This window comes from Siphonobacter sp. SORGH_AS_0500 (assembly GCF_031453245.1).
Lineage (GTDB): Bacteria > Bacteroidota > Bacteroidia > Cytophagales > Spirosomataceae > Siphonobacter.
In genome coordinates this window covers 1,864,283-1,883,565 of the sequence record NZ_JAVIYT010000001.1, presented here as the reverse complement: position 1 = coordinate 1,883,565, position 19,283 = coordinate 1,864,283, and the positions used below count along the sequence as shown (strand labels likewise).

Below are 19,283 nucleotides of genomic sequence, written 5' to 3'. Positions count from 1 at the left end.
TAGTATTTCCTCTCGTATTACAAATTTACAATCCGGCTTCACACTAGTGGAATTCTACAATACGCAAAAGCGTTAAGCTCATGATCTGTCAAATTACAGGTTTGATTGGAATCCACCCCAATTGAAAACGGCAAACCGAAAACTGACCACTCATCAAATATCCCCTAATTGTGGGCGGATCAGGATTTCTTCTACTACTGCCGAAGGTGACAGGTGGTAACTTGTCCAGAGTAATTCGGCTACGTCTTCAGGTTGCATAAAGCGACTTTCGGGTAGGTCTGTCCCGGCCCAGCTGTTGGTGTATACGGCTCCGGGTAATACGGCAGTTACTTTAATGCCTTTCGTTTTGAGTTCTTCCCGTAGCACTTTGGTCATCCCTAATAACGCAAACTTGGAAATGCAGTAAGAACCCCCGTTGGTATACGCCGTAATACTTGCCGTTGAACAAACATTCACAATATACCCCCGCTGGCGTTCCAGCATGTTTGGTAACAAAGCCCGCGTCAGGTGGTAAGCAGACGCGACGTTTACATTCATCAGAAATTCAAAGGTTCCTTCTTCTTCCTGATGGATTTCGCCCGGCAGAAAAAGCCCAGTGTTATTCACCAGTAATTCCAGTGGTCGATTCTGGCTTTTCACGTAGGCTACGAAGGCTTCCAATTGGGAGCGTTCCCCCAGGTCTGCGGTATAGGTTAATAAGGTACTGCCGGGAAACTCCTGCTCCGTTTCTTTTTTGAACTGTTCCAGGTCTTCGGCGTTGCGTGCTACGGTAATGGCATCAAAACCATCCTTCACAAATCGTCGAATGATTGCTTTTCCAATTCCTTTGGTTCCACCCGTTACCACAATCCAGGGTCTTCCAAAATGACTTCCTACCGAAGTGTGCATGGCATTATCAGATTTCAAATCACTCATTATCAGCAAATTATTAATTCCGTATACGAAAAAAAGAAAAAGAACCTTTTCTTTACCGCATACAGTCAGGTGTTCTGGTGCTTAATTCGTAAAAAATTTATATTCCCATGCGAAAATACGCCCTGCTTTTGGGTTTCCTCCTAATCGGTACCTTTCTACACGCTCAAACTCCGTTTTACGTGAAGGTTGGCGTGGGGCCAAGCATTCCTTATGGGAAGTTCGAAGATTCTGATACGCAGGAATTAGCCGAGTTGGTCAATATCGGCCCTAACTACGGATTGACGCTTGGACATGACTTTTCGCCACATTTCGGAATAGCCCTGACCGGAACCTACTGGACGCATTCGGTTAAACAAGCCCAAATGACAGAATATCTGAGGAATCGGTATCTACCAGCAGGTTATGCTCCGCTGGTTAGCGAACTTCGGGCAACGGCAGAAAATTTCAGATTTGCTTCGGCTTATCTTTCGCCTTACTATACTTTTGAGCTGGGATGCCGGTTTCGCGTTGACCTGCGATTAAATGGGGGCCTCCTTTTCGTGAAATTTCCCGGCATTGTGGGCGAAGGCAGAGCCGTTTTTCCGCTGGATAATAATACGTACGATTTACGGGTTTCGACCCCTCAAGTCAGTTCACAGGCTTTAATGTATGGAGTCGGAGGAAGTCTTCATTATGAACTAACACCAACAGTTAAGCTGTTCGTCGATGTGGATGGTTTGCGTTCGCGTCCGGTTTTCGATGATATTCCCATTCAAGCGACGCTTGGCCCGGTTAGTTTAAACACAGCTCGGCCCGCCTTTACGCAAACTGCCGGAACACTCAGTGCCCGATTGGGCGTTGGTTTGTTTTTTTAATTAAATCAGTAACCTGAAATTTGGGAACCGTGCTTCGCCGCCATTCCTGATTTCTACCCTTTACTTTAGCTACGTTTCAGCCATGAATTTACTTACCCGACTCGGGCGTTACTTCATCTTTATTAGTTTGCTTTTCACCCGCCGCGAGAAAGTGAGCGTATACGTAAAGCAAATACTAGAAGAAGCCGTTGCCATCGGCATCGATTCCATTTTTATTGTCTCCATTGTGTCAACCTTCATTGGAGCCGTAACCTGCGTTCAAACAGCCTATAACCTCGTCAGCCCCTTCATTCCGGATTACGTCATTTCATTGATTGTTCGGGATATGACCTTACTGGAGCTTGCTCCTACCATTACTTGTATCGTTCTGGCCGGGAAAGTAGGCTCTAACATTGCCAGCGGTTTGGGCACCATGCGAATTTCAGAACAGATTGACGCACTCGAAGTGATGGGCCTTAACTCTGCTTCATACCTGGTATTACCCAAAATCATTGCCGCTGTACTGGTCTTTCCCATGCTTATTACCATGGCAGGTTTTCTTTCCATTTGGGGAGGTTACGTAGCCGGCACGCTTACAGGAGCCATCACGCCGGAAGATTACATCTACGGTATCCGGGCCGACTTTATTCCTTTCAACGTACCATTTGCTCTGATTAAAACCGTCGTTTTCGCCTTCCTGATTACCTCCATTTCGGCTTTCAGAGGCTATTACACCGAAGGAGGAGCACTGGAAGTAGGAAGAGCCAGCACTACCGCCGTTACTAATAGTTGTATTGCCGTACTGGTGGCCGATTATTTACTGGCTCAGTTACTGCTTTAAGTTTTTGAATGCATTCCGTTGGATGATTCCAATTATGATGGAATCGTTCGGGGAAGGGAGAAATGATAGTCATGATCGAGATAAAAGATATACGCAAAGAATTTAATGGTCGGGTCGTTCTGGATGGCATTTCAGGCAAATTTGAACCCGGTAATACCAGCCTGATTATCGGTGGTTCGGGTACGGGGAAATCCGTATTGCTGAAATGTATTGTGGGATTGATCAAACCCGAAAGTGGTCAGGTTCTTTACAATGGCCGCGATTTCTGGTCGGGAGATGCGGATACCAAGCGGGACATTCGCCGGGAAATGGGCGTACTTTTTCAGGGTGGAGCTCTATTTGATTCGAAGACCGTGCTTGAAAACGTGAAGTTCCCGCTGGATATGTTGACGGATCAGTCAGAAGAAGAAAAAACTGAACGGGCTGAATTCTGTTTGAAACGGGTGGGCCTAGACAACGCCGCCAAACGGATGCCTTCCGAGATTTCGGGTGGGATGAAGAAACGCGTAGGTATTGCCCGAGCCATCGTAATGAATCCCAAGTACTTATTCTGCGATGAACCCAATTCCGGACTAGACCCTTTAACCAGCGTTAAAATCGATGAATTGATTCAGGAAATTACGGATGAATATCAGATTACGACGATTGTGATTACCCACGATATGAACTCGGTGTTAGGCATTGGAGAGGATATTAAGTTTCTGCACAAGGGCGTGAAACTTTGGGAAGGAACTAACGAGAATATTCTGGATACGACGGTGCCCGAACTGGAAGAGTTCCTGTATTCGAGTCAGCTCATTCGTCGGATGAAACAATCCAAGAAATAACTCCCTACCAAACCTTTATTCTACCTACCTGTATGTTACAGTCCATTCATCACGTTGCCATTATCTGCTCCAATTACGAACGTTCCAAGCATTTTTATACGGAGGTATTAGGACTGGAAATTGTGCGGGAAGTCTATCGAGCGGAACGTAATTCCTATAAGCTTGATCTGGCCGTTAATGGTCTGTATCAGATTGAATTATTCTCCTTCCCTAATCCGCCAGCCCGACCCAGTCGGCCCGAAGCTCAGGGTTTACGACATTTAGCCTTTGCCGTGACGGATCTGGAAGCAGCTATTACCAAGCTAACGCACCAGGGTGTAGAAACCGAACCCATCCGAATCGACGAATGGACCCAACGCCGCTTTACCTTCCTGGCTGATCCAGACGATCTGCCCATTGAACTGTATGAGGTTTAGTTATTATTGTTAGTTGTTAGCGGCCGCCGCTGCGGTTGTTAGTTGTTTATTCAACTTCCCGAAAGTTTTAAAACGGGACACGAAGTTTTTAGGTAGAAACGCGACTTCATCGCGTCTGGGTAGAGGCGGTTTTGGTGACGATTGAAATGATTTTCATTCCCCGGCTAGACGTGATAAAGTCGCGTCTCTACCCCAACATCAATCCCTGAAAGCTCTATCATTCTATCATTACAAAAAATCCCCGGCGAAACGAATCGCCGGGGATTTTGTACTATGAGCACAAATTAATTATTTCGTTGTAGCCAGATTTACGTCCAGTTCGAAATCATCATTGATGGCTTTGTCTCCAAGGTTATCGAAGAAGCTTTTTGAACCGTAACGGATGTCATATTTCGCACGGTCAATTTTGATTTTCGCGGTACCTACACCCGTTTTAGGATCAACCGTTGCGGGGAATGTTACTGGGTTTGTTTTTCCTTTGATGGTCAGGTCGCCCGTTACTTCGTAGTTGTTACCGCCTTTAGGAGTAACTTTTGTAATTTTTAATGTAGAAGTAGGGTGAGTAGCTACGCTGAAGAAATCATCATTTTCCAGGTGACCTTTCAGTTTGGCGTTCATTTTTTCGTCTTTTACGTCCGTAACTTTCAGGGTCTTCATGTCCATTGTGAAGTTACCACCTACCAGTTTACCTCCGTCGAGTATCAATTGGCCATCTTTCAGAGCAATCGTTCCTGAGTGTTCTCCAGTTACTTTTTTACCCAACCAGATTACTGAAGATTTTGCTACATCTACTTTAACAGGCGTAGGCTTTTTAGCAGCATTTACGAACAACATACCAGCTGCAAGAGCAGCAACGAAGAATTTAACTGTTTTCATTTTTGATTAATTGATTTGGGAGAATAATTTTAGTTAACGGACTCGTGTTCAGGAACAACTTCATTTCCATCGCAATCGGTGCTGGTGGAGTTTCCACGCATTTTATCCAGCAAATGGCTTAATAATTCGGCTTCTTCGACCGTCAGTCGACCCGTAATTTCGCTTTCCCAACCCGACATACCCTTGTCAATCTCACTCAGGAGAGCCAAGCCTTTGTCGGTAATCCGAACATCCACTGCACGGCGATCATTCGGACAAACCAGGCGACTAACCAGGCCTTTAGCTAAAAGCTTATCTACTAACCGACTGGCATTTGACATTTTGTCGAGCATCCGGTCAATGATGGCGTTCACTGTAATGGCATTTGGATGTTGCCCACGGAGAATACGTAATACGTTGAACTGCTGAATGGTTAATCCAAACGGTTTTAAATCTTCTGAGTTTCTCGAAGTTATCCAGTTATTAGTATAAATCAGGTTTACCATAACCTTATGAAAAGGACTGGTAAATGCCGCTCGTTGTTTTATTTCCGTTTCAATTGACATGGTGTTACTGAAATACGTTGCAAATATATTCAACTACATTTAATGTATATACATACTTGTTAACTTTTATTTCGACTTTAACGTTCATTAACACTTAAAAGTCTTGTAGCGAACCTTCGAAGATATAGTCTTTTTTCGAAAAAAATATATCCTATTAGACTGTTATCCAGTTTATTATGTTCAACTAGGTTATTTAAACGTTTCTACATTTATTACAATCCTTTTGCTTTCATTAAAATCTTCCCCTAATAAAATTCTAGTTTTGTGTATGGAAGCAAGAATCACTCCCCTGACTTTATCAGAAATCTGGATTTATCCTATTAAATCGCTCGCTGGTATTTCCCTGACGGAAACGGAACTGACTTCCCGGGGGCTGAAATATGATCGCCGCTGGATGTTGATAGACGCAAATGGTAAATTCATGACTCAACGGAGTTTGCCTGCTCTTGCCCTGATTGATGTAAAAATTGAAGGGGAATCCTTACTCGTATCGCATCGTCAGAAAAATCTCCTTCCTTTGTTAATCCCTTTCAAGAATGACAGCTCCGAACCATTAACGGTTCAGGTTTGGGACGATACTATGGAAGCCCTTTCTGTTTCTGCGGAAGCGGATCGCTGGTTTAGTGAAGCATTACAACCTTGCCGCTTGGTTTTCCAGCCCGAAAGCACCCAACGGAAAGTAGACTCCCGCTATGCTTCTCACGGAGAGATTACCAGTTTCTCGGATGGTTATCCTTTTCTGTTGATTGGTCAGGAATCGCTCAATGATTTGAACGCTCGTCTGGAATCGCCCGTTCCCATGAATCGCTTCCGGCCTAATCTGGTTTTCACGGGGGGAACTCCGTATGAGGAAGATACCTGGGCAGCATTTAAGGTAGGTCCGCAGGATTTTTTTGGAGTAAAGCCCTGTGCCCGCTGTGTGTTAACTACAATTGATCAGACAACGTCTGAAAAAGGAAAAGAACCGCTGAAAACGCTGAGTAAATACCGAAACTGGAATAATAAAATTCTCTTCGGCCAAAACTTACTTCCCGGAAGTATTACTCAAAGCATTAAAGTCGGTGATTTGATTGAGGTATCAAAAGTTAAGGAAGCTCCTCTTCAGGTGGAAGTTTAATGAATTGCTCTGCTCTTTTGTATTGGCAATTCCAGCACAGCCCATACCAACACCTTGCGTGGAGAAGCGACTTCATCGCGTATGGGTAAGGGGCGATTTTTTGGCTTATAAACATTAAGAATAACTGAACACATCCCACCCCCGAATTAACATAGAGGGTCTATCCAGACCGGGTTCATCCATTAGGTAACCCCGATGCAACCCCGGGTTTTACCCGGGGCTATCCATGTTAAACCCCTCCGGGGTTATGATTCTCATTTCCAAACCTCTTCCCTACCTTTATAGGTTTTTCCTTCCCAAACTCCAAACCGCAGCGGCGGCCGCTCCAAACTCCGCTTAGCTTCTTTTATAGGCCGACCAAAATGAATGCGATGTTATCATCCTCGACGTAAATCTCCCGGTCGTTTGCAGCTCTATCTTACATACGCTTACCCATCCAAATTCAGCAATTACCCAGAGCGGAGTGGTCTGAATTTGTGGCCAGTAATAACCCTTCCGACACAGCTCCGTTCTTATTCTTGAATTTTATTAAAACATATCTCCCCTTTTTCGACTTTCTGGACTAAAAAGCTTTCTACTTTTGGGCTTTGAAAAGTATTAGTTGTGGGAGTACGATCTGTATTACAAAGAATTCATTGGCTTAACCTGGATATAGTAGCCGGTGCCGTCTTAAGTGCCGCTGCCGGTAGTAGATTACCCGACGGAAGAGGAGAAGTTAACTATTGGGCCTTAGCAAGTCTGGGCCTGACAACCTGGTTTATTTATACGCTGGACCGTTTACTGGATATTCGCAGAAAACCAGTCCCTAACACCCCTCGCCACCAGTTTCACTTACAAAATGCCGCCCTTTTGTGGAAGGCTACTATTGCCGCTGGAGTATTGGCGGCAGCGATCACTCCTTTTTTACCCCTTTCGCTCATTCGCTGGGGTTTGATTTTAGCCGGAGTAGTAGCCTTGTATTTATTTATGGTCAATCGCCTTGGCCCTAAAAGCAAATGGTACTTCCTGAAAGAGCCCCTTACTGCTCTGGTTTACACGGGCGGCGTATGGGGAGTGGCCTTTGCCAATCAACCCGATATTTCCTGGCAGGATAAAAGCTTGTCTGTTATTTTTGGCCTGATCGCCTTTCAGAACCTCCTGTTATTCTCCTGGATGGAAACGAAAGAAGGTAAGTTGTCCTCACCCAATTTTTCCAGCATCTTCCGGGATGGCTTACCCAACATTGTCAACTTCCTAATTCTAGCCAGCATTCTTATTCTATTCCTGAGCATCAATTTTACCGATCTGTTTCCTTATCAACGTCGGTTTGCATTTACAGAAATCCTGATGTGTCTGGCCTTACTCCACATCCGCTATGACGCTGATTTTTTTCTAAAAAACCAGCGGTATCGGTGGATAGGTGATGGTGTTTTTCTCTTTTCTCTGTGGTTACTGTAGAGTTCCGCAGTCGCTCGGCTCTGCCGAGTGATCACCTGGCAGTAGACCCCTGGCCGTCTGAGGCAAAGCACATAGGAGTATATTCGTTTATCACAGTCTTTTGGTAAAGCCGAGCGACTGCGATAGCCTTAATGCCGTATTTCTTTCGAAGGCTTTCGTTCTTCGGGAATCGGTCCGGTGATGGTAAGTTTAACGGTATCGATTCGGGCATCTTTCATCTCCATAATCTGGAATTGAAAAGGATACATCACCACGACTTCGTTGGGCTGGGGTAAGTCTTCATTGATGGTAATGATCAACCCGCCGAGCGTATCATAATCACCTTCGGGGAAATTCCAGGCGTATTTATCGTTCAGGTAGTCGATTTCATGACGGGCCGAAAGCAGATACGTGCGGTCATCGATTTTCTTTTCCACCCAGTCTTCCGAATCATCATATTCATCCTGAATATCGCCAAAGATCTGTTCGATAATATCTTCCAGACTAACCAATCCCGAGGTTCCCCCAAATTCATCGACAACGAGAGCAACACTTTTTCGCTCCTGCGTAAACTTGATCATCAAATCCTGAGCCGACATGGCTTCCGGCACAATCAGAATCGGATTCAGAATACTTTCAATGTCTTTCGGTTTTTTGAACATCGCCAGCCCGTGACAGTAGCCAATGACATCTTCAATGGATTCTCGGTAAATCAGAATTTTTGAGTGTCCGCTGGCCTGAAGCATCTTTTTCAGGCCTTTCATGCCTTCTTCAATGTCTATCGCAACGATCTCCGTCCGGGGAATCATACAATCCCGCACTTTGACCTGCCGAAACTCCAGAGCGTTATTGAAAATCTTGGTATCCACGTCGGCTACTTCTTCTTTTTTGCCTTCGGGAACGTTAATATTCTCGAGGTAATTCGATAAATCCGTGACGCCAAAAATGGGTTTTACTTCCGAATATTTTAACCGTAATACATTAATAATGAACCATTTGGAAGCCGAAACAATGGCATATACCAGTGGATACATCAGGTAATAAACCAGCCATATTGGAATGGCTAATACTTCCAGAAAAACATCAGGATTAAGCAGGAATAATGATTTGGGCGTAAACTCCGCAACGGCCAGAATCAGGATTGTTGCCAGTAAAGACGGCAGAATAATTTGAACGAAATCGTTATGCAGAAAACTCAGAGATTCCGGTAACTGAGAAAGCCAGATTTCGAACTCATGGTGGAGGAAGCCCTCCATGTAAATCCCGTAAATCACCAGAGCCAACGTGTTTCCAATCAGCATGGTGCCGATAAATTTGGAAGGCTGCTTCAGGAAAGCAGAGATGATCTGCCCGGTGACAATGCCTTGTTTGGCCTGAAGCTCAAAGTATAATTTATTTGCTGACACATAAGCCATTTCGATGCCCGAAAAAAAGGCAGAGGCCAGCATGGAAAGTAAAATGATGAGAAATTCCTGGGAAGTCATCCGTTAGCACAGGCAGTCGCCTGCAGAAGTTTGCTGCAAAATAGTCATTTTTTAGTTTACAGTTTTCGGTTTGCCGTTTTCCGTAAGATTGATTTAACCTACCACTGATGTAAGATTGCTAGCCCACTGGTGCGAGATTCCTACCTCGCACTTATAATTCAGCAGTTTTTAACTGCCTTTCACAGGGTTAACAGATAGAAATCGGTCCTATTTTGGGTACGAGATTGGAATCTCGTACTAGTGGTTTTCTCATCAATTGTTATTAATAAAATCGACTTTTACCCAGACGGGATGAATCGCGTCTCTACGGAGGTAGGGTCATAAAAAAGCCCTGTTCTGAGAACAGGGCTTTTGATTACTTTTTCTTACGAGGCTTAACCTCTGGTGCCGGAGGCGTCTGGTTTTTCTCCCGCATCACCCGCTGGTTTTTGTAGTACTGAAACCCCAGCAAGCTTACCACCGAGAACATAAGCCAGAAATAGGAATCCCGCCAGTTGACCCGACCTGAGATGATTTCTCCCACCCAGATCATCAGAAAACCTACGGATGCCGATAGTAAGAGTATTTCTTTGAGTGTGAACCCTTTCATGCGTATTCCTTATTTGCTCTCCTTAAAACGGCGAGTCGTCGACAGGAACATCCCCACCACTAGCAATCCTGTACCAATCCACAGTAGGTTAATATGTGGTTTTTCCAGAGCTTTCATGACAATGTAATCCCGTTGAGAGGTATTAATATTGAAGGTAAACTGACCCGTTTTAGGATCAATCTGAGCTAGCTGTAAGCGTAACCCTAGTTCATCACTGGTAGCCGCTTTCAATCCTACGGTGCGGTCTTTAATAAAGTAAATAGGCTTCACTGCCACACTACGTCCGCTCTTATCAAACACTTCAACGTCCGCCTGTACGGCTGCGTCCTGAGGACCGAGCGTTACCCCATCCACTTCACGAACGGGTTCTACACCGCGGAACATGGCTACGTAATCATTGAGAATCAGGGTGTCCCCTACTGATACGGTTTGCGTCTCCGTGGCACTCCATTGTTTCTCCTGATTGGGCATCGGAGCATCCGTAATGTGCGTGTAGACATCGCGGGTTAACTCATGACGAATGGAAGGCGAAACCGCATTTCCCATCCTTGGATTCACCTGAACACGAGGGAACAAACTGAAAATCTTTCCATCCTGCTGACGGTATTCTACTTCGTAATACGTGTTTTCAGGGAAAACCGCCAGCGTATCGCCTTTCTTGTAATAGGTTTTACCATCTTTCACGATGTCCTGTTTCGCTACGGCATAAAAGTCGTTTTCTATCAACTCTACCCAAGATTTAGGTAAATAACCCGGCACTTCCCGTGCTTCCAGGAACTGACCTTTATAGGTTACCAGGTATTTGTCCAACTGTTGTGGCTGATTCATCCATAGCAACTGATTATCAACGTTTTCTTTGGTATCAACCTTTTTATCGTTAAAAATAATCAGTCCTGATCTATTCTGAGAAACGACCTTAGAATACCCCGAAGAGAACAGAACGCCAATCAGCATTAAGGCAATGCCTATGTGCGAAACGGCTCCACCAGAGAGTTGCCATTTACCTTTCAGTACCGTTAGAATCGTAGAAAAGTTAACTACTAGCGAGAAAATAGCCGCTAGTAATAAGACCAGATAGATCCAGTTCCAGGCTCCTACCTGCATCGCTACAATCAGAATTGCCGTTAAGACAAACGTGATCATCAGAGGTGTTGAGAATACTTCCCAGGCACCCAGGTTGAAACTCATTCCGCGAGTAACCAATACGTTCCCTTCGACTTTAGGTTCCGTCTTTTCAACCTTTACTTTACCCCACCAGAAGTATTGTCCGATGGCATTCAGAATTACGATGACTACGAAGAACCAAAGCTGGAAGTCCGTATAGTGCTTCACCTGATCGGCGGGTAAAGCGATGTTTGACTTAATACCAAAGTTGGCTAATAATGCATTGTAAACCGGAATAGACGTCGTGGTAATCACCTGGAATGCTGCCAGACAGATAACCGTTGCTCCGCAGAAAATCCAGAATTCACGGCTATAGGTCGAGATTTCTTTATCTGAACTCGGCATGTCTTTCCAACGCCACGATAATAACCCAATGGATAATACCGTAAACGTCAACAGGTAAATCAACAACTGACCCGAAAGTCCTAAATCCGTAAAAGAGTGCACGGAGGCATTCCCCAGAATTCCGCTTCGCGTCATAAATGTCGCGTATAAGACGAGGATGAACTGAGCAATCACCAGAATGCTGGAAATCTTAAGGGTACTCTTATTGTTTTGGTAAATAATGAGCGTGTGTAAAGCCGCTACCAGTACTAACCAGGGCACATAAATGCCGTTTTCAACGGGGTCCCAGTTCCAGTAACCGCCGAAGTTTAGCGTTTCATACGCCCAGATGGCACCCATCATGATACCCACCCCCAAAATCAACGCTCCCAGAGCCGTCCAAGGCAAGGCAGGCTTGATCCAGCTTTTGTATTCTTTTCTCCACAAACCGGCAATACAGAAAGCAAAAGGCACCAGCGTTAGGGCATAACCCAGGAACAAGGTCGGTGGGTGAATAACCATCCAAGGATTCTGGAGCAGTGGGTTCAGCCCATTCCCATCTTCAGGGATAAATTCGGGCTTTAAGGCCCAAACCGGCCACTCCGGGTGAGCTTCGCGTAGCAACAGAAAGGGCGAAGAACCAATTTTCATTTCCAGGCCCGGAATCACCACACCCAGAATCATCGAACAAAGGAATGCCTGTACCAGACCGAAAATAGCCATGGTCGGAGCTTCAAATCTTACCTTCTGTTCGAGTTTATTATTTTTAAAATAAGTAATCAGCGAAATTCCAATGACCGCCAGCCAGAATATCCAGAGCAGGAAGCTTCCTTCCTGATCCTGCCAGAAACTGGAAATTACATAATATGCTGGTAATGAACGCGATGAGTTATCCCAAGCGTAGTGATATTCGTAATAATGATTGTAGATAATCCAGTACAGACTGGCTACCACGGTAACTACGGCTGCGGCGTGAGCGTAGAAGGAATACCGGGCAAATCGCTGCCAGGAGCTGGCCTCCAGCGTATTTTGTGATGCCTTCGTGTAGGCAAACGTCGCCACCAGTGCTGTCACGAACGATGTCAGGATAGCCAGGTGACCCGTATTTCCAATCCAGTAATGCATAATTCAATGATTGAATGCGTGAATGATTGAATAAGGGAATAACCCACTTATTCAATCATCAATTTATTTCATTGCCGTTGGGGCTTTGGCGTCGTTGTACTTCGAAGGGCATTTGAGTAATACCTGATCGCAAACGAAGATTCCGTTTTCCATACGGCCTACGACAACCACTTTCTCCGATTTCTCGATGTCCTGTGGTTTAGGCTCGTGGTAAATCACTTTACGCTCCACTCCCAGATCATCTACCAGCGAAAACGTTAATAGATTGGCATTCACTGCAGGATTGTATTCCATGTCCAGAATTTTTCCGGCCATGTCCTTTTTAAGGTTACCTACTACGTGTACTTTACTGTCGTCACCACCTTTTGCCATCTCCTCAGCCTTTGCGAAATCAACATACGTACTGGCGTCACCCGCCGTAGAAAGAAGAATGAAAATAGCCGCAGCAATAACGGCGATACCTAAGAGGTGTATTTTTTTCATCGTGATGCTCGAAATTATTGGTAAATCAGGGGTACTACTTTTTAATTTCTTTTTCCAGTCGGGTCAGCTTCCGATCTAGATTCAGGAGGTAAATGATCAAACCGATCAAAACAACGGCAATTACGGCTACAACGACGTAAATTTTGCCGTTTGAACGCATGGTATCGGCCATTTCAACGTCCTGTTGAGCAAAAAGGTTGCCTGAGAGAAGAGTTAACAGTAAAAATAATCCTGCTTTTTTCATGTATTCAGTGGCTGGAAATCAAGTCTCCTAACCTTAACTTTTTAAAATAGTCAGCTTAGCTGAGTGGATGTAAAAAACAAAGAGACAACACAAATCCGGCTTCACCAATGATTTTGCTTAGTTCTCTTCTACAATGGCGTTCAGACGACGGTAACGAATCCGAAGCGTTGAAATCCAGTAACCTAATAGGATCATCCCGATGATCGCCGGATAAAAAACGAACTTCATGGTATGATCAGAATCGTAAATCTTAAAACCGGGGTTGCCACCGTTTCCAGGATGCAACGAGTTTGTCGATAAACGGGGTAAAATGATAGTCAGAGGAATGAAAGCGGCAAAGGCGAAGATGTTATACACCGCCGAAATACGAGCCCGCTGCTGATCGTCGCGGAAAGAACCTCGTAAAACCCAGTACGCCAGGTAAATCAGCATGGCAATTTCGGTCGATAATAACTTGGGATCTTGCGGTAACGGACTCCCCCAGGTGTAATTTCCCCAGATGGCTCCGGTAATAAATCCTAAAATTCCAAAAACCAGACCTGTGTTCGCTAACTCAACCGACTGAAGATCATCATCCATATTACCCTTACGAAGGTATTTGATGGCGTACCAGACCGATAACACCAGCAACAGAATCATCGCAAACCATAAAGGAACGTGGAAGTATAAATTCCGGGCTGTTTCGTAGAGGATCGGTTGGTGCGGTATGGGTAACAGCAAACCTCCCGTGTAGACGTAAAACAGCAAAAACATACATACATATTTCCACCAAGCCATAGCAATCTAGATAAGCAATTAATTAAAAATTCAGTTTGTTGAATGTTTCCCAACATTCGGGATGATGATAGAGCTACACTGGTTTCAGTAACGTAACTAATGATTATTCGCAGAGAGATTTCCTTGAAAATCAGCTTTTCCAAATAAACGGGAATAAAATCAGGGATAGTATCCAGACAATTCCATTCAGAGCCAGTAGGGTTAATATTTCGTCGCTGCTGGAATTCCAGTCCAGACCATCCAGGGCATTTTTGGAAAGTTTCAGCAACATCAGTAACATGGGAAGGATAATGGGAAAGCTTAACACGGACATCAGTGTAGGCGAGTTTTCGGCTTTGCTGGCTATTCCTGCTACCATAGTCAGCGTTCCGGCAAAACCCATCGCACCGAGCACAATCGACACCAGATACATTCCCAGATCGCCGACGGGATTTCCCATCACAAAAGCGTATACGCCAAATCCTACCAGCGACAAACCCAGCATCAAAGCCGTGTTATAAATCATCTTGGAGAGGATCACTCCTACCGGACTCGCCAGGGTATAATAATATAACAATCGACCAGCTCTTTCCTGCGTAAAACTCTTGGCGATAGCACTTACCGCCGTGAAAAGCTGAATAATCCAGAAGAGCGTATTCCAGGTAATGGGTTCGAGTTTATTCACCTTCAAACGAAAACTCAGGTAGCACACGAAAATCGTACTCACCAGATATAACAACATCCCATTCAGGGCATGACGCTGCCTCCATTCGAGACGTACTTCTTTCGCTATCAGGGCATTAACTTCCCGCATACTTTACTAATTACTGGTACGCTCCGGTTCCTTTTTCCGGTGGCTTTTTACCTTCCTGTACTTTCCCGCAAAGGTACAGCACAATTCGGCTGGTTGTTTTTATTTTTTAGAAAACTCATAGCTGGCATCAGAAATAGTTATCTATTTATCAGGCTTCGTTATATGCGTAATTATCAAAAAAACTGGTTCACGTTAGGAACTATTTCCTACTTTTGAGATTCTTTTAGAATGAATATAAATAACAAGTAGACGTTTTTCATTAACGAAGTGCTATGGCTGCTCGGAACTTATCGCAATTGAAGCTTGGAGAAAAAGGGGTAATCGCCGGTTTCCATGATCCTAATCTCGCTCTTAAGTTACTCGAAATGGGTTGCCTCCCAGGCACAGAAATTCGTCTGACGGCCATTGCTCCACTCGGCGACCCCATTTGTCTGCAAGTGGGCGATTATACGCTTTCACTACGACTGGATGAGGCGTCTGTTGTTGAGTTACAATAGTTTAGTTCTTCCGAAACCCTTCGGATTTCATTCGAATTACCCATTGTAAATGAATAAGAATCCCAAAATTGCTCTGGTAGGTAACCCCAATTGCGGCAAGACCTCGCTTTTTAATGCACTAACGGGCCTTCGACAAAAAACCGGAAACTTTCCCGGTGTTACCGTCGATCGTAAAATTGGTGTTACGCGTCTGGACAAAACTACCGAAGTTGACGTTATCGATTTACCCGGTACGTATAGCTTATATCCTAAATCGCTGGATGAGCAGGTGGTACTTGATATTCTGGCGAACCCCGCCAGCAAGGATTACCCGGAAGTAGTAGTCATGGTTGCCGATGCTTCTAACCTGAAGCGTAACTTGTTATTATTCAGTCAGGTATCTGATCTGGGTTTTCATACCATCCTGGCTCTGAACATGGTTGATGTGGCGGAAGCTCACGGTTTAACCATTAATGCCGATCTACTTTCAGAACGACTGGGCGTTCCCGTTGTACTGATTAATGCCAAGTCAGAAGAAGGATTGGAGAACCTAAAATTTGCCATTAAAGGTGAGTTGATCGAGCATTCGGAGTTACCCAAACCTGTGCTTCGATTAGATACGGTATCGAAAGAATTTATTCAGGAAATCAAATCCCAGTTTAAAGTTGCGAACGATTACCTGGCCATGCTCATGGCAGGTCAGATTGAAAAGTTACGCTTCCTGACTTCCGAAAATCGTACCTTATTAGTAGACATTAACCGTCGGCATAGCTTTCAGCAAGTTGATTTTCAGACGAAAGAAACGGTTAATCGATACAAAATTCTGGGAGCCATTGCGGATGAATCCATTCGCAAGAAAGACAATAAGCCTCAAGAAACGTTCACCCAGAAACTGGATAAAATTTTATTACACCCCATCTGGGGCTATGCCAGCTTTTTCGCCATTCTTTTCCTGATCTTTCAGTCCATTTTTTCATTAGCGGAATATCCGATGGACTGGATTGATTCTGGCATGGCTTCGCTAAATGAGTGGCTGAAATCAAACTTACCCGAAGGCTTGTTAACCAGCTTATTAACCGATGGGCTCGTGGCCGGCATTGGCGGCGTGGTGGTGTTCATTCCTCAAATCGCCTTCCTCTTTACCTTCATTTCCTTACTGGAAGAATCAGGCTACATGGCTCGGGTCATGGTTTTGATGGATAAACTCATGCGGAAAGTCGGGTTGAATGGCCGAAGCGTTGTGCCCTTAATCTCAAGCGTAGCCTGTGCCGTACCAGCTATTATGGGTAGCCGAACCATTCAGAGCTGGAAAGATCGGCTGATTACCATCATGGTTACTCCATTGATGAGTTGCTCTGCCCGTCTGCCCATTTTTACGATTATGATCGGCCTGGTGATTCCTGAACGAACCATTTTAGGAATTTTCAATTTACAAGGACTTGCCTTGATGCTACTTTACCTACTCGGTTTCGTTTCAGCTTTGTTATCCGCCTGGGTAATGAAGAATTTAATGAAAGTGAAAGAACGCAGTTTTTTCATCATGGAAATGCCTGTGTTTCAGTTACCTCGAGTTGATCACGTTGTGATGGCCGTTTGGAATGCCGTAAAAGCCTTTGTACTGGAAGCTGGGAAAGTGATTGTCGCCATTTCGATTATTCTCTGGGTATTAGCCAGCTACGGCCCCGGCGATTCAATGGAACAGGCTGAACAGCAGGTCATTAAGGAAAATCCGACTTTAAGTCAGGAAGAGTTAGGGAATGCGATTGCCTCTGCTCAGTTAGAAACTTCGTACGCGGGTCGCTTTGGTCACTTTATCGAACCAGCCATTCGGCCACTGGGGTATGACTGGAAAATTGGGATTGCTTTATTAACCTCTTTCGCTGCTCGTGAAGTATTTGTCGGAACGATGTCCACGATTTATAGTCTCGGCGGCGACGATGATACGGATACAGTAAAAAATAAAATGAGGACGGAGATTAATCCCGAAACGGGCGGTCCACGCTTTACGCCTGCGGTGGCTTTCTCGTTATTGATCTTCTACGTTTTCGCCATGATGTGTATGAGTACGCTGGCAGCCACTTACCGCGAAACCAAGTCGTGGTTCTACCCTGCCGTACAATTTACGTATATGACGGCCATCGCCTACGTAGCTGCCTGGATTACATTTCAGTCCCTGTCTTAAGTTAATTCGTTTGGGATTGAGCAACCCTTATAAAAAAGCCAGATCGATATAACACGATCTGGCTTTTTTATTTTCCAGTTAGTTATAAATGAATGCTATAAATCTGAAGCACCAAGACTTTCCAACGTGGCCGCTGCCATCGAAAAGCAGGCAGCACTACCCTAGGCCATGATATACCAATCCTCAACAGATGAGTTTTGGACTATTAATCCAACAAAAGCAAGGTTAACCCTTAGTTATTTCCATCTCTAAGCCAGAAGCGACTAATCGATTCTCTATGTCAGGGTTGTCTTTGTTATTTTCTTTATAATTTGAATAGGAAAGGCTATTCATTTATTCTATCATTCACTCCTTCTCTCATTCAAAACTGATATATAAAAAGGAAAAGTGGTCAGTTAACACTGGCCACTTCTCGAAAAAACCTAATGTCTGGAAAAGTAATAAGAGTACTCGTATTAGTTACCCATCTTTTCCAATTACGCTCGAAACTTGATTTTCCGGAAATACATTCTGCATTGTTTTGCTCTCAGGAGTCGAATTAACAGTTTCTTATGTTGAACATATAATCCTGTGTAACTCGTGAACAATACAGGGGCTCCAGTTTTCAAACCATCTTGTAAACGTTATTACCTTTCTATGGCTTGACGAAAATCCTTATTTAGCCTCTTTTGAAATTCCTCAGGGATTTTCTCAGGATAAATAAGTGTTTCTTTTTCGTTTTATAACATCTGGTTTACGATTCTATAGTATCAAAATGACGTGCCAAACCAAAAACCAACTTACAAATTCTATAAAATACTGATTATCAATGTAAAAATTAGTAATTATCAAATCAATTGTAGGAAACCGTCTACAGAATAGCCTAAGCTTTTTCTCATAATAAGTAAAATTTTTCCTTTTATTATTACATCAAATAACTCCTATAGATTCTAGCTCTATACCCTCTATTTTCTGCAAACGGCCTGCCACGGATTCGGACAAAGACAGCCGAATGGTAAACTCAATCAGGCACTGGTTATCGAATTCCTGCTTTAGAATGGCTACGGATTCTTCCTTCATCACCCGCATCACATCATTCATCTGTAAATAATCAAATCGAAGAGCGTACTTTTGCTTAACCTGTTTTTCAACCACTTCCGCTGCATTTAAAGCTTCCTGGGTAGCTGCTTTATAGGCATTAATAAGTCCGGGTACTCCCAACAGAGTGCCGCCAAAGTAACGAACGACTACGACCAGAATATTCGTAACATCATTCGACAATAAGGTATTGAGGATTGGCTTACCCGCTGATCCTGACGGTTCCCCATCGTCATTGGCCCGAAAAATGCTGCGGTCGGGCGTTAAACGATAAGCCCAGCAATGATGCCGGGCTTTGGGATGTAAATCTTTTAACTCGGCAATGCGGGTTTTTAGCTCTTCTTCGTCCGTGAAAGGATAGGCGTAGGCAAGAAACTTACTTCCTTTATCCTTAAATAACCCTTCAGCGGGCTGCTCTATTGTTTTATAGGTATCTCCCAACTTGATCTACAACTGAAAAATTTTATCCATAATTACCCACTTCTCACCGGGCTTGGCAGCGGGAATCGCCTGCTGATACTTCCACATGAGCTGTTCCCACTCCTGCACTTTCGGATTCGCCGAATCGGCTGCCGATTTTTTCTCGAAACTAAACGTTTCATCCACTTCCATGATCATAAACAGACGATTCCCCGCCCGATAAATTTCCATGTTCGTAATGCCCTGACTGGTAATGCTTTCGTGTATTTCCGGCCAGATGGTTTCATGGTATTTTTCGTATTCAGCGATCAATTGTGGATCATCAACGAGGTCTAGAGCTAAAGCGTAACGGGACATAT

The 19,283-nt window shown here is 44.3% G+C and carries 20 protein-coding genes; 8 read left to right on the top strand and 12 right to left on the bottom strand.

Annotation, left to right across the window (positions count from 1 at the left end; translation table 11 throughout):
* Window positions 1-153 precede the first annotated feature (153 nt).
* Window positions 154-915, bottom strand: a complete 762-nt coding sequence (locus QE357_RS07770) for an SDR family oxidoreductase (RefSeq protein WP_232793581.1) — start codon at window positions 913-915, stop codon at window positions 154-156.
* 107 nt (window positions 916-1,022) lie between these two features.
* On the opposite strand from QE357_RS07770, the gene QE357_RS07765 reads away from it, so the two are divergent.
* The 4 genes from QE357_RS07765 to QE357_RS07750 all read left to right on the top strand — a co-directional run bounded on the left by QE357_RS07765 (window position 1,023) and on the right by QE357_RS07750 (window position 3,832).
* On the top strand, window positions 1,023-1,769 hold the full coding sequence (locus tag QE357_RS07765) for a hypothetical protein (protein ID WP_106635592.1): 747 nt from the start codon (window positions 1,023-1,025) through the stop codon (window positions 1,767-1,769).
* 82 nt (window positions 1,770-1,851) lie between these two features.
* Complete coding sequence (locus QE357_RS07760) at window positions 1,852-2,589, top strand: ABC transporter permease (protein ID WP_106635591.1); 738 nt, start codon at window positions 1,852-1,854, stop codon at window positions 2,587-2,589.
* Between the two features lie 71 nt (window positions 2,590-2,660).
* The gene (locus QE357_RS07755) at window positions 2,661-3,416 is read left to right on the top strand and encodes an ABC transporter ATP-binding protein (RefSeq protein ID WP_106635590.1); all 756 of its coding nucleotides are present in this window, start codon (window positions 2,661-2,663) and stop codon (window positions 3,414-3,416) included.
* A 32-nt stretch (window positions 3,417-3,448) separates the two neighbouring features.
* Entirely contained in the window at window positions 3,449-3,832 is a 384-nt protein-coding gene (locus tag QE357_RS07750) for a VOC family protein (RefSeq protein WP_309706593.1), read from the top strand.
* 288 nt (window positions 3,833-4,120) lie between these two features.
* Here QE357_RS07750 and QE357_RS07745 read toward each other — a convergent pair whose 3' ends face one another.
* Both QE357_RS07745 and QE357_RS07740 read right to left on the bottom strand, forming a co-directional pair.
* Window positions 4,121-4,708 carry a YceI family protein gene (locus QE357_RS07745; protein WP_106635589.1) on the bottom strand — a complete coding sequence of 196 codons (588 nt, stop codon included), beginning with the start codon at window positions 4,706-4,708 and terminating at the stop codon, window positions 4,121-4,123.
* A gap of 29 nt (window positions 4,709-4,737) precedes the next feature.
* Complete coding sequence (locus tag QE357_RS07740) at window positions 4,738-5,253, bottom strand: MarR family winged helix-turn-helix transcriptional regulator (RefSeq protein WP_106635588.1); 516 nt, start codon at window positions 5,251-5,253, stop codon at window positions 4,738-4,740.
* Window positions 5,254-5,521: 268 nt separating this feature from the next.
* Between QE357_RS07740 and QE357_RS07735 the strand changes: the two genes are divergently transcribed.
* Together QE357_RS07735 and QE357_RS07730 are read left to right on the top strand one after the other, a co-directional pair.
* Window positions 5,522-6,370, top strand: a complete 849-nt coding sequence (locus QE357_RS07735; RefSeq protein ID WP_309706592.1) for an MOSC N-terminal beta barrel domain-containing protein — start codon at window positions 5,522-5,524, stop codon at window positions 6,368-6,370.
* Window positions 6,371-6,973: 603 nt separating this feature from the next.
* The gene (locus QE357_RS07730) at window positions 6,974-7,807 is read left to right on the top strand and encodes a hypothetical protein (RefSeq protein WP_106635585.1); all 834 of its coding nucleotides are present in this window, start codon (window positions 6,974-6,976) and stop codon (window positions 7,805-7,807) included.
* 128 nt (window positions 7,808-7,935) lie between these two features.
* Here QE357_RS07730 and QE357_RS07725 read toward each other — a convergent pair whose 3' ends face one another.
* From QE357_RS07725 to QE357_RS07695, 7 genes are all read right to left on the bottom strand, one after another.
* Complete coding sequence (locus QE357_RS07725; RefSeq protein ID WP_307142623.1) at window positions 7,936-9,270, bottom strand: hemolysin family protein; 1,335 nt, start codon at window positions 9,268-9,270, stop codon at window positions 7,936-7,938.
* Window positions 9,271-9,625: 355 nt separating this feature from the next.
* Window positions 9,626-9,859 (bottom strand): hypothetical protein, encoded by a 234-nt coding sequence (locus QE357_RS07720; protein WP_307142622.1) that lies wholly within the window; start codon window positions 9,857-9,859, stop codon window positions 9,626-9,628.
* Window positions 9,860-9,868: 9 nt separating this feature from the next.
* Window positions 9,869-12,472 carry a cytochrome c biogenesis protein CcsA gene (gene ccsA / locus QE357_RS07715; RefSeq protein ID WP_309706591.1) on the bottom strand — a complete coding sequence of 868 codons (2,604 nt, stop codon included), beginning with the start codon at window positions 12,470-12,472 and terminating at the stop codon, window positions 9,869-9,871.
* A gap of 63 nt (window positions 12,473-12,535) precedes the next feature.
* Window positions 12,536-12,955 (bottom strand): cytochrome c maturation protein CcmE, encoded by a 420-nt coding sequence (locus QE357_RS07710; RefSeq protein ID WP_106635583.1) that lies wholly within the window; start codon window positions 12,953-12,955, stop codon window positions 12,536-12,538.
* Window positions 12,956-12,989: 34 nt separating this feature from the next.
* Window positions 12,990-13,199 carry a CcmD family protein gene (locus tag QE357_RS07705; protein ID WP_106635582.1) on the bottom strand — a complete coding sequence of 70 codons (210 nt, stop codon included), beginning with the start codon at window positions 13,197-13,199 and terminating at the stop codon, window positions 12,990-12,992.
* A gap of 117 nt (window positions 13,200-13,316) precedes the next feature.
* Complete coding sequence (gene ccsA, locus QE357_RS07700; protein WP_307142619.1) at window positions 13,317-13,976, bottom strand: cytochrome c biogenesis protein CcsA; 660 nt, start codon at window positions 13,974-13,976, stop codon at window positions 13,317-13,319.
* 130 nt (window positions 13,977-14,106) lie between these two features.
* Window positions 14,107-14,769 (bottom strand): heme exporter protein CcmB, encoded by a 663-nt coding sequence (locus QE357_RS07695; protein WP_106635580.1) that lies wholly within the window; start codon window positions 14,767-14,769, stop codon window positions 14,107-14,109.
* 272 nt (window positions 14,770-15,041) lie between these two features.
* Here QE357_RS07695 and QE357_RS07690 point away from each other — a divergent pair, with 272 nt between their 5' ends.
* Together QE357_RS07690 and feoB are read left to right on the top strand one after the other, a co-directional pair.
* Entirely contained in the window at window positions 15,042-15,266 is a 225-nt protein-coding gene (locus QE357_RS07690) for a FeoA family protein (protein WP_106635579.1), read from the top strand.
* Between the two features lie 49 nt (window positions 15,267-15,315).
* Entirely contained in the window at window positions 15,316-17,427 is a 2,112-nt protein-coding gene (gene feoB, locus QE357_RS07685) for a ferrous iron transport protein B (protein ID WP_309706590.1), read from the top strand.
* A gap of 909 nt (window positions 17,428-18,336) precedes the next feature.
* Here the strand turns inward: feoB and QE357_RS07680 are convergent.
* A complete protein-coding gene (locus QE357_RS07680; RefSeq protein ID WP_309706589.1) occupies window positions 18,337-18,945 on the bottom strand; it encodes a YigZ family protein in 609 nt (202 codons plus the stop codon).
* A gap of 6 nt (window positions 18,946-18,951) precedes the next feature.
* Window positions 18,952-19,281, bottom strand: coding sequence for an L-rhamnose mutarotase (locus tag QE357_RS07675; protein WP_307142616.1), 330 nt, complete (start codon window positions 19,279-19,281; stop codon window positions 18,952-18,954).
* Between the last annotated feature and the right edge of the window lie 2 nt (window positions 19,282-19,283).

Coding starts and splice junctions, on each gene's coding strand:
- QE357_RS07720 (WP_307142622.1), bottom strand. CDS start 9,859: ATGAAAGGGTTCACACTCAAAGAAATACTCTTACTATCGGCATCCGTA.
- ccsA (WP_307142619.1), bottom strand. CDS start 13,976: ATGGCTTGGTGGAAATATGTATGTATGTTTTTGCTGTTTTACGTCTAC.
- feoB (WP_309706590.1), top strand. CDS start 15,316: ATGAATAAGAATCCCAAAATTGCTCTGGTAGGTAACCCCAATTGCGGC.
- QE357_RS07750 (WP_309706593.1), top strand. CDS start 3,449: ATGTTACAGTCCATTCATCACGTTGCCATTATCTGCTCCAATTACGAA.
- QE357_RS07740 (WP_106635588.1), bottom strand. CDS start 5,253: ATGTCAATTGAAACGGAAATAAAACAACGAGCGGCATTTACCAGTCCT.
- QE357_RS07770 (WP_232793581.1), bottom strand. CDS start 915: ATGAGTGATTTGAAATCTGATAATGCCATGCACACTTCGGTAGGAAGT.
- QE357_RS07760 (WP_106635591.1), top strand. CDS start 1,852: ATGAATTTACTTACCCGACTCGGGCGTTACTTCATCTTTATTAGTTTG.
- QE357_RS07755 (WP_106635590.1), top strand. CDS start 2,661: ATGATCGAGATAAAAGATATACGCAAAGAATTTAATGGTCGGGTCGTT.
- ccsA (WP_309706591.1), bottom strand. CDS start 12,472: ATGCATTACTGGATTGGAAATACGGGTCACCTGGCTATCCTGACATCG.
- QE357_RS07690 (WP_106635579.1), top strand. CDS start 15,042: ATGGCTGCTCGGAACTTATCGCAATTGAAGCTTGGAGAAAAAGGGGTA.
- QE357_RS07705 (WP_106635582.1), bottom strand. CDS start 13,199: ATGAAAAAAGCAGGATTATTTTTACTGTTAACTCTTCTCTCAGGCAAC.
- QE357_RS07765 (WP_106635592.1), top strand. CDS start 1,023: ATGCGAAAATACGCCCTGCTTTTGGGTTTCCTCCTAATCGGTACCTTT.
- QE357_RS07725 (WP_307142623.1), bottom strand. CDS start 9,270: ATGACTTCCCAGGAATTTCTCATCATTTTACTTTCCATGCTGGCCTCT.
- QE357_RS07745 (WP_106635589.1), bottom strand. CDS start 4,708: ATGAAAACAGTTAAATTCTTCGTTGCTGCTCTTGCAGCTGGTATGTTG.
- QE357_RS07735 (WP_309706592.1), top strand. CDS start 5,522: ATGGAAGCAAGAATCACTCCCCTGACTTTATCAGAAATCTGGATTTAT.
- QE357_RS07695 (WP_106635580.1), bottom strand. CDS start 14,769: ATGCGGGAAGTTAATGCCCTGATAGCGAAAGAAGTACGTCTCGAATGG.
- QE357_RS07710 (WP_106635583.1), bottom strand. CDS start 12,955: ATGAAAAAAATACACCTCTTAGGTATCGCCGTTATTGCTGCGGCTATT.
- QE357_RS07675 (WP_307142616.1), bottom strand. CDS start 19,281: ATGTCCCGTTACGCTTTAGCTCTAGACCTCGTTGATGATCCACAATTG.